At 60.2% G+C, this 10235-nt stretch carries 7 protein-coding genes and 1 pseudogene; 4 read left to right on the top strand and 4 right to left on the bottom strand.

Annotated features, from left to right (window positions below; translation table 11 throughout):
• Together P3T43_RS27075 and P3T43_RS27070 are read left to right on the top strand one after the other, a co-directional pair.
• Positions 1 to 286 (top strand): hypothetical protein (locus tag P3T43_RS27075; protein ID WP_429284074.1); only part of this gene is annotated, 286 nt, incomplete at its 5' end.
• A gap of 610 nt (positions 287 to 896) precedes the next feature.
• On the top strand, positions 897 to 2357 hold the full coding sequence (locus P3T43_RS27070) for an NAD-dependent succinate-semialdehyde dehydrogenase (protein ID WP_429284082.1): 1461 nt from the start codon (positions 897 to 899) through the stop codon (positions 2355 to 2357).
• Positions 2358 to 2524: 167 nt separating this feature from the next.
• Here the strand turns inward: P3T43_RS27070 and P3T43_RS27065 are convergent.
• Positions 2525 to 3977 (bottom strand): annotated as a pseudogene (locus tag P3T43_RS27065) (aldehyde dehydrogenase).
• A 102-nt stretch (positions 3978 to 4079) separates the two neighbouring features.
• Entirely contained in the window at positions 4080 to 5273 is a 1194-nt protein-coding gene (locus P3T43_RS27060) for a phytanoyl-CoA dioxygenase family protein (RefSeq protein ID WP_429284073.1), read from the bottom strand.
• Between the two features lie 380 nt (positions 5274 to 5653).
• Between P3T43_RS27060 and P3T43_RS27055 the strand changes: the two genes are divergently transcribed.
• The gene (locus P3T43_RS27055) at positions 5654 to 6097 is read left to right on the top strand and encodes a YybH family protein (RefSeq protein ID WP_429284072.1); all 444 of its coding nucleotides are present in this window, start codon (positions 5654 to 5656) and stop codon (positions 6095 to 6097) included.
• Positions 6098 to 6220: 123 nt separating this feature from the next.
• On the opposite strand, the gene P3T43_RS27050 is transcribed toward P3T43_RS27055, so the two are convergent.
• Entirely contained in the window at positions 6221 to 6994 is a 774-nt protein-coding gene (locus P3T43_RS27050) for an NAD(P)-binding domain-containing protein (protein WP_429284071.1), read from the bottom strand.
• Between the two features lie 134 nt (positions 6995 to 7128).
• On the bottom strand, positions 7129 to 7713 hold the full coding sequence (locus P3T43_RS27045) for a TetR/AcrR family transcriptional regulator (protein WP_429284070.1): 585 nt from the start codon (positions 7711 to 7713) through the stop codon (positions 7129 to 7131).
• 244 nt (positions 7714 to 7957) lie between these two features.
• On the opposite strand from P3T43_RS27045, the gene P3T43_RS27040 reads away from it, so the two are divergent.
• Positions 7958 to 9994: an FAD-dependent oxidoreductase gene (locus tag P3T43_RS27040; RefSeq protein ID WP_429284069.1), complete on the top strand. Its 2037-nt coding sequence runs from the start codon at positions 7958 to 7960 to the stop codon at positions 9992 to 9994.
• The last annotated feature ends 241 nt before the right edge of the window (positions 9995 to 10235 follow it).

Here is a 10235-nt window from a genome sequence, read left to right as displayed (position 1 = left end):
TGGTTTTTGGTTTTTGGTTTTTGGTTTTTGGTTTTTGGTTTTTGGTTTTTGGTTTTTGGTTTTTGGTTTTTGGTTTTTGGTTTTTGGTTTTTGGTTTTTGGTCTGGTTGCCTGCGGTGACTTGGTTTGTCGTTGTTCCTGCCCTGTTGGCCTTTCCTTGCTTTGTTATCGGTCTATTAGCTTCGCCCCTGTGCGGGGCAGCACTCACTTTCTTTGCCGCCGCAAAGAAAGTAAGCAAAGAAAGCGGGCTCAAACCGCCAGTGCTTAGGTGTCCATCTCTGTTGTGAACCGGAAACGGCCCAAAACAAGACCCGCCCTCGCACCACACACACCAGTGACAAAGCACTCATCCACCCCACTCCGCACTTCGTGCGTCGCGGATGGGTCTGCCAGGGAAACCGTGGTTTGCCTGGGAAGGTCTCGTTGCCTGCGAAGCCGTGGTTTGCCTGCGAAGCCGTGGTTTGCTGAGGTGCAACAGGAAAATAATATTAGGTATCCTGTGGAGATTGCACAAGGTGTTGTGCCCTGCGGCGGGGCGCGCAGCGCGACGCTGGAACGGATGAGTGCTTTGTCACTAGAGGATGTGTTGCGAGGGCACGTCTCGTCTTGGGCCGTTTCCGGTTCAAGAGAGAGATGACTCGCTAAAAGCTGGCGGTGTGAGCCCGCTTTCTTTGCTTACTTTCTTTGCGGCGGCAAAGAAAGTGAGTGCTGCCCCGCACAGGGGCGAAGCTAATAGACCGAAAACAAAGCAAGGAAAGGCCAACACCGCAGGAACAGCAACAAACCAAGGTGCCGCAGGCAACAAGCCCAATAACACAACAAAAACCAAACAGACCAAAACCACAAAAAAACCACCAGACAAAAGCCAGCGCAGCTCTAACTTCTTTGGAAAAAAACATGCCCCAAACTTCACTAAAAGACCCATCGCTATTCAAAACGAAGGCCTACATTGCAGGCCAATGGCAAAATTCGGATGACGAAACAACCTTTGAAGTCCGAAACCCGGCCACCGGCGAAACCCTCGGCAAAATCCCCCGAATGGGCCCATCCGAAACTCGCCGTGCGATCGATGCCGCCAACGCCGCCTGGCCAGAATGGCGCAAAAAGACCGCCAAGCAACGTTCGACCATCCTCCGTGCCTGGCACGACCTGATGCTCGAAAACGCCGACGACCTCGCGCTGATACTCACCACCGAGCAAGGCAAACCCCTCTCCGAAGCCAAAGGCGAAATCCTCTACGCCGCCTCCTTCCTCGAATGGTTCGCCGAAGAAGCCAAACGCGTTTACGGCGATACCATCCCCACGCCGGCATCCGATAAACGCATCGTCGTCACCAAAGAACCCATCGGCGTCTGCGCAGCCGTCACCCCGTGGAACTTCCCCGCGGCGATGATTACCCGCAAAGTCGGCCCCGCTCTCGCCGCCGGTTGCCCCATCGTCGTCAAACCCGCCGAAGCCACGCCATTCTCCGCACTCGCGCTCGCCGTGCTAGCCGAACGCGCCGGTGTGCCCGCCGGTATCTTCAGCGTCGTCACCGGTGACCCGAAAGCCATCGGCAGCGAAATGACCAGCAACCCGATCGTGCGCAAACTGTCGTTCACGGGTTCGACCGCCGTCGGCCGTCTCCTGATGGCGCAATGCGCACCCACCGTCAAGAAAGTCTCCCTCGAACTCGGCGGCAACGCGCCCTTCATCGTCTTCGAAGACGCCGATCTCGACGCCGCCGTCGCCGGTGCCATCGCCTCCAAGTATCGCAATAGCGGCCAGACCTGCGTCTGCACCAATCGCTTCTATGTGCATGACAAGGTCTACGATGCCTTCACCGCCAAACTGCGCGATGCCGTCGAACAGCTGAAGGTCGGCCGCGGCACCGATGATGGCGTCACCCAAGGCCCGCTCATCAACGAAGCCGCCGTGCTCAAGGTCGAGTCTCATATCGAAGACGCACTCGCCAAGGGTGCGCGCCTCGTCACCGGCGGCAAGCGTCACGCGCTCGGTCATGGCTTCTTCGAGCCCACCGTGCTCGCCGACGTCACGCCCGCCATGAAGATCGCGCGCGACGAAACCTTCGGCCCGCTCGCGCCGCTGTTCCGCTTCTCATCGGACGAGGAAGTGATCGCGCTCGCCAACGATACCGAGTTCGGCCTCGCGTCCTACTTCTACAGCCGCGATATCGGCCGCGTGTGGCGCGTCGCCGAAGCACTCGAATACGGCATGGTCGGCATCAACACCGGACTCATCTCCAATGAAGTCGCCCCATTCGGCGGCGTCAAGCAGTCCGGTCTCGGCCGCGAGGGCTCGCACTACGGTATCGACGACTATGTCGTCATCAAGTATCTGTGCATGGGCGGCGTCTGACGTAACACGATCTCGCCGGTCACGCGGGACACACCGCGTGACCGGCGCCTCGAAGGTCCGCTTCGGCGCGATGCCGCGTGCTGCCCGTATGTGCTTCCATCTACGTTTTTAGCGATCCGCTAACGCTTAGTACTCCAAGCGACGGCGGCGCAATACCGCGCATCACGTCAGAACGGATAATGGCGTGGGGTCGTCTGCACCGTGATCCAGCGCAGATCGGTGAATTCGGCGATTCCCGCCTGACCGCCGAAGCGTCCGAAGCCACTGTTCTTCACCCCGCCAAACGGCATCTGCGCTTCGTCATGCACGGTCGGGCCGTTGACATGGCAGATGCCCGATTCGATGCGTCTCGCGAGATTCATTGCGCGCGCCACGTCGCGGCTGAAAACGGCAGACGACAAACCGTATTCGTTGTCGTTCGCGCTGGCTAGCGCCGCTTCTTCGCCGTCGACCCGCACGATACCCTTCACCGCTCCAAACGATTCCTCCGCATAAATCCGCATGGCGGGCGTAACGTGATCCAGCAGCGTTGCCGGCATCAGCGTGCTATCGGCCATACCGCCGCACACCCGTGTCGCGCCTTTGGCCAACGCGTCGTCGATCAGCGCGTTGCAGCGCTCGACCGTGCTCATATCGACAACCGAGCCGAGTACCACCGGACCCGTGCGCGGATCGCCCAGCGGCAAGCCTCGCGCCTTGACGGCCAGTTGCGCCACGAACGCATCGGCAATGCGCTCGTCGACGATGGTGCGCTCGGTCGACATGCAGATCTGCCCCGAGTTGGCGAATGCGCCGAAGGCCGCGGCGTTGACCGCCGCGTCAAGATCCGCATCGTCGAGGACAATCAAGGGTGCCTTGCCGCCCAGTTCGAGCACGGCCGGCTTCAAATAACGCGCGCACGTCGCAGCGATAATCCTGCCGACGTGCGTCGAGCCCGTGAAGTTGACGCGCCGTACCTTAGGATGCGCAATCATTGCCTCGACCACGGCCCCTGCATCAGCGGGAGCATTCGTCACGAAGTTAACCACGCCCTTCGGCAAGCCGCCTTCCTGCAGCACTTCGACAATCAATCCGTGGGTGGCGGGACAGACTTCTGAACCTTTGAGCACCACCGTGTTACCGCATGCCAGCGGCAACGCGATTGCGCGTACTGCGAGGATCACCGGCGCATTCCACGGCGCCATTGCCGAGCACCACGCCCGCCGCCTGACGCACTCCCATCGCGAGGCTGCCCGGTACGTCCGAGGGAATCACTTCGCCGCTGATCTGCGTCGTCAGCGCGGCGGCTTCGAGCAGACCGCCTGCGGCGAGGTGCACATTGAAACCCGCCCACATTCCGGAGGCGCCGGTTTCCGCGGCCATCGTCCTGGCAAAATCTTCGCCGCGCGCTTCGAGCGCGTGCGCGGCTTTCATCAGCAGTGCGCGGCGCTCGCCGGGCCCCATCGCCGACCAGGCGGGAAAAGCCGCAGCGGCCGCGTCGACGGCCGCAACGGCATCAGCCACAGTCGCGGCCGGCGCACGTGTCGCGACCTCGCCGTCGAGGGGATTGCGGCGTTCGAACGTGGCGCCGTTACTCGCCTGAACCTGGGCGCCGTTGATCAGCATCGAAATGGACTGCATCGTTTTGTCTCCTTTGGAACGTGCTCGCTCGCCGGCGGCTACGCGGCCGCAGGACAGTCCTCCGCATTGTGCATCAAGCTGTTGCGAAAGCGCGGCACGCCTCTAAGCTTCGCGCCGCGCCTCCTGTCGACGCAGCGAGTCGATGAATTGCTCAGGAGTCCACGATTCCCGGAGCGCACGCCGGAAGCGTTCTTGCTGGCTCTCGGGCGCAAGGCCGCCGACTGGCGGGTCGAGGTCGAGATTGGTGGGAAATGGATAGCCCTCGGCACATGATGCGATCACGGCATCGACCTCGACCGCCGTCATCTGCCGTGAGTCGAGTGCCTGCTGCAGCACCGGATACACCGCCTCGCACATCCCTGCCCGATTCAACGACTCCATCGCACGGCCATAGGCCGATGAAATCTGCAACAGATTGGCCATACGCTGGATCGACGCGGTCTGGTTCGAACCGGCAGCATGAAACAGCGCCGGGTTGAAGAAAAGCGCGTCGCCTTTCTTCAGAGCCAGTTGCACATAGTGGCTTTCGAAGTGCGCGCGGAAATCCTCGCGACGCCAGGCAAGATAGCCTGCGGCGTATCGCTGCGAAAACGGTAACAGTTTGGTCGGCCCGCTCTCGACGGGCATATCGCTGTGCACGACCGCGCCCTGCAGCGTAAGAAACGGCGACATCGTATGGACGTGCGCCGGGTATCGTTCGGCCTGAGCCGCGCTTTGAAAGCCGAGGTGATAATCCCGGTGTGCCTGCTGCGCGGCCCCGCCCGGCCGGACCACGTTGACCTGCGAGGTAACCTGAAAGTACGGGCCCAGCCATGCCTCGGCTGCAGCGACCAGGGCGGCATTGGCGTAATAGCGGGCGAACACGGCGGGGGCGCGCAGGCACAACTTCTCCTGCGCGTTCCAGATCCGGCTATTGGCGCCGGGCTTGGCGAAATGGTCGCCCACAGCGGTGCCGGCTTCCCGTTCGTCACGAATGATGGCTTCGAAAACCTGCGTCGCTTCGTCGATCGGCGTGGTATCCGCGAAGGCATTCGCCAACACCAGAACGCCCGCGCCATGGTTCAGCACCTGCGCCCACTCGGTCTGCAGATCAAGGCGGCGGGGCGGGTCGTTGAGGTCGTGATCGAGTTCGCGGCAATCGTAGACCGGAATGTGCTGACGTATTTCGGTGGCAAACCGCAGATTCCCATCTTCCGGGCGCGCCTGCAAAACAGCCAGGAAATCATCGAGCGAACAATCCTGCTCACGATACCAGTTGTCCCGTCTTGCGCTTGCGCCAATGTCGTTGTGGTTCATGGTGTCTCCGCCTCCGTCAGTACGCCAAGCATAACGCTTTGCTGAGGTCCCGCGGTGCCATGAAACACATCAAAAACGCATCAAATGGAGTGCGTTTGGCATGGGCGCGCTCTTGTGGGTGCAAGTTCCATCACACGTTGATCACAGTGAGTGAAGCGAAGCGCAACTCCGAGAGGGCGACTGATCGTAGGAAGGAGGCATGTCGGGCGAGCACAGTCACAAACGGTTAATCTGCATGGTCAGCCAGATCATCGACAATAATCATCACATTGCTCGCGTCTCATAGGCTGGACGAGACAGATAGTGGCCGGGTGCGCCGCTTCAACCGTATGACTGCAGCCGCCCAAATTCAGATATTGAGCATCCCAAAGTAAACACACGTGAGAATCCGCATGATGCAAATCACACAACCTGAAGACGCGCTTCACGCGTTTGAGGTCGCCTGGAATTGCCACGACATGGCATCCCTCGGTGCGCTGTTCCACGAGGATGCGACCTTCGTGAATCGGTTCGGTCACTACGTGCGCGGTGTCGAGGCAATTATCAAGCTGCATGCGCCCATCCACGCAACCATCTACAGCGATTCCATCTTGAAGAATGAGCTAATCGACGTAGTTGCGATCTGCGACGACGCGGCTGTCCTGCATTTCTGGAGCCGGCTCACGGTCGGCGCGGCTCATCCGGCGGGACCACACGCTGTCGATACGCTTATCCTTGCCGTGCTGACCCGGCAGGTTGGTGAATGGCGAATCAAGGCACTCGAAAACGTCACCCTGACGAATCCACGCACCGGAGAAGCCATGTTGAGAGACCTCGGGCCTTGATCGAACAGTAGAATTATTTGCGCACTCTCGAGGGCGCAGGAAGAAGTATCAGTACAAGGAAGACTCATCGTCGGAGTTCCCGCGCGCGCCGTGCGTCAGGATGCCGGGTTGACTCAGCGTGCTTTACTGCTGTTCCTGAACAAGCATCTTGAACACAGTGTCACAGGCGGCTCTCCATGCCGTGTAGCCACCCTGTTGCGCCAATGCTTCGAGTCCTGCGGCTGTGTAGGTTCCCGGCGTTGCGATGGAACGTCCCAGCTCGTCGATCGGTGTCGCTGCCTTGTGCCGCGAATAAGCAACGCAGTCTTCGACACTGCTGAACACCAGCGCTCGTGCCTGTTCCGATGACACGCCCTTCTCGGTCATCCATTGTTGGAGTTCGTGAACCAGGAAGTAGAACCATCCGTTCATACACGCACTGACGGTTGCCAGTTCGAATTCGCGCTCCGTCGCTAGCAGCACGACGGTTCCCAGCGGAGCGAGCAACTGCGCTGCCAGCGAGGCAGCGGGATAGACCGCAACTGTCGAACGATTGATCTCGGATGCGTAAGACAGCATGGCCCGGCTACAGTCGCGTTCGCCAAATAGTCGACGCAAATCCGCCGTCGAAACGCCACCCGCGACAGAGATCAATGGCTGGGACGGTTTCAAGGTGACCTGCTGTGCGAGCTCCACGAGATGTGCCGGACGTACGCCGATGAGCACGACATCCGCAGCCTCCACGACGTCCTGGTTGCTCGACATTGCGGTGCATTGGAGATCGCTTGCAAGCGCAGCGGCCTTGTCGTGATTCCTCGGCGAGAGAAAGATTTGCGTGGCGACGCTACCGCTACGACTCAAGCCTCGAATCATCTTGTCGGTGAGATCTCCCACGCCGAGAACGCCGAGCTTGATCATGGTTTTCGCAACTCCAGCCAAAGCGGGCGCGACATGGCGACACGATTGCCTGTTCGAACCCGGTTGAATAACCCTTCCCTAGCGCGACGGGCGAAGCAGCAGAACACCCACTCGCTGATGCCCGAGCTTCGCTATCAGGACGCACCCAGATTGCGCCGGGCGAAGAACCGCTGTAGCTCTCGCTCCTCAGGCCGCACGCTGGTAAACACCTCGACATATTCGGCGATCCGCGACATGCGCACCGCCATATCTTCATTGGGCTGAGTCGACACGTAGCCCAGTTGCGTGAAATACATGGCGCGCGCGCGGACATCGGCCGCAAGCGGTGCGTAGTCGAAGCGCCTGAACAGGTCGGTTAGCGCGGCGACCCGTCGCTCGTCGTCGTCGGCCGCCTCGCGAGCGATGTCCGGCGACTGCTGGGCCCAACTCCGGATGGCAGCTTCGAACCGCGCGTCGAACAGCGTGTCGTCGAACCAGCAGTCGAAAACGTTCAGTACCGCTTCGCATACGCTGTCCGCATACGCCTCGGCCCGCTTGATCCAGTTGCCGGTGTTGGTTGATTTCCAGCGGCTCAGCAGCGCGGCCAACAATTCTTCGCGGTCAGTGAAGAACCAGTAAAAACTGGTTCTGGACAGATTGAGCTTCTTTGCCAGAGGCAGAATGCGAACCGATTCCACGCCTCCTTCCAGTAGGCTCTCATAGGCGGCATCGAGCCACATCTCAACCGAGCCGCGTACGGCGTCGACGGTTTGGTCCATGAGAAAGATTTCCTTTTTGCGAGTCCGGCGTAGGCGCGAGCCATACGGAATTGTGCCGCGATCACGCGCTGCCCGCGCTACCTGGCGCTTCCATGTGCAAAGTGTACATCAATGTCTACCCACTTGACACCTGTGTACAGTGGTTTTAATCTTCAGTTACCCCCTGCAGTCTGGATGTCCCCCACCCGCGACAAGAGGCACTTTCATGTCTACTGATCCGCTGCTTCAGCCTTACACGGTCAAGCACCTCACTTTCCGCAATCGAATCATGACGACATCGCATGAGCCCGCGTACGCCGAGGACGGTATGCCCAAGGAGGCTTACCGTGCCTATCACGTCGAGCGGGCGAAGGCCGGCATCGCGCTGACGATGACGGCCGGATCGGCGGCCGTCTCGAAGGACAGCCCACCGGTTTTCAACAACATCCTGGCCTACAAGGATGAAGTCGTTCCCTGGATGAAGGATCTGGTCGACGAATGTCACGAGCACGGCGCGAAGGTCATGATCCAGCTCACGCACCTCGGGCGGCGCACCCGCTGGGACAAGGGAGACTGGCTGCCCGCCGTGTCGCCGTCGCATGCACGCGAGCCTGCGCACCGGGCTTTTCCAAAGAAGATCGAGGACTGGGATATCGACCGCATCATCCGCGATTTCGCCGATGCGGCTGAGCGTATGAAGGCCGCCGGGCTCGACGGCCTCGAAATCGAATCGTACGGTCACCTGATGGATCAGTTCTGGTCGCCTCTCACCAACACCCTCGATTCGCCCTATGGTGGTTCGCTCGACAACCGTCTGCGCTTCACGTTCGACGTCTTGCGCGCAATCCGCGAGCGGGTCGGCGATCGCTTCCTGCTCGGACTTCGCTATACCGCTGACGAAATGATCGCAGGCGGCATTACCAAAGCAGAAGGCATCGAGATTTCCAAGCGCCTGGCGAAAAGTGGTCTGGTGGATTATCTGAATGTGATTCGCGGTCACCTCGAGACCGATGCAGGGCTCACCGACATCATCCCAATCATGGGCATGAAAAGCGCGCCTCATCTGGATTTCGCCGGTGAGATCCGGGAGGCGACGGGCTTCCCCACCTTTCACGCAGCGCGCATCCAGGACGTGGCGACAGCACGCTACGCCATCGAGTCGCGCAAGATCGACATGGTCGGCATGACCCGGGCACACATGACCGATCCGCATATCGTCAGGAAGATCATCGAGCGCCGCGAAGACGATATCCGGCCGTGTGTAGGCGCGAACTACTGTCTCGACCGCATTTATCAGGGCGGCGCGGCTTACTGTATCCACAATGCCGCGACCGGGCGCGAGCTGACCATGCCTCATACGATTGCGCCGGCCAGCACGAAGCGCAAGATCGTCATCGTGGGAGCCGGACCCGCGGGCCTGGAGGCAGCCCGGGTTGCAGGAGAGCGTGGCCACGACGTCCATGTGCTCGAAGCGATGAACGACCCCGGCGGCCAGATTCGCCTGACTGCACAGAGCGAGCGTCGGAAAGAGATGATGGGCATCATCGACTGGCGCATGTCGCAGTGTGAACGGCTCGGCGTGCGATTCTCCTTCAACACGTGGGCCGATGCCGATACCGTGAGGGCGGAAAACCCCGATGTCGTGATCGTCGCGACAGGCGGCATGCCGCACACGGACGTCCTGAGCGAAGGCAACGAACATGTCGTCTCTTCGTGGGACATCATTTCAGGGGATATCAAGCCTGGCGCGAACGTCCTGATCTTCGACGACGCGGGCGATCATGCCGCGCTGCAAGCGGCCGAAACAGTCGCCCAGGCGGGCGGCCGCGTCGAGGTCATGACGCCGGATCGCGCCTTCTCGCCCGAGGTCATGAGCATGAACCTCGTGCCGTATATGCGCACCCTGCAAAAGCTGAAGACGACGTTCACGGTGACCTACCGGCTAGAAGCCGTGCGCCGCGAAGGCCAGGAACTGGTCGCTGTGATTGGAAGCGATTACGGCGGTGTCCGCAACGAACAACGTCACGATCAGATCATCGTCAACCACGGAACGATTCCGATGGACGAGTTGTACTTCGATCTGAAACCCCTCTCCAGGAACCTGGGCGCCGTGAACTACGACGATCTGATCGACGGTAAGGCACAAGCCGAAGAGAAGAATCCCGATGGACTCTTTCAGCTTTTCAGAATCGGCGACGCCGTGTCGGCGCGAAACACGCATGCGGCCATTTACGACGCACTGCGGCTCGTCAAAGATCTTTGACGGGGACGCGCGCTCAGTCTGAGCGAGATGAAAGCGGCGAACGATCGCACGGTCTTCGCCGTTTTTCAGTGCGCGTGATCCGCGCTCATGTATGAAGTGGATGCTGCATGAGTCTGCGTCAGGAACGCGGGTAAACATTATTTTTGTCGCGTTGACAGTTGGTTCCAGATGGTACTAATCTGAAATTGCCTTGGATGCCTTCTTTCGCGCGTTCGCAGTTCCCCACAACCGCAGAACGTTA

Source organism: Paraburkholderia sp. GAS41 (genome assembly GCF_050436545.1).
Lineage (GTDB): Bacteria > Pseudomonadota > Gammaproteobacteria > Burkholderiales > Burkholderiaceae > Paraburkholderia.
Note: the sequence above shows the minus strand (reverse complement) of the source record. Positions and strands in the feature narration are given on the sequence as shown.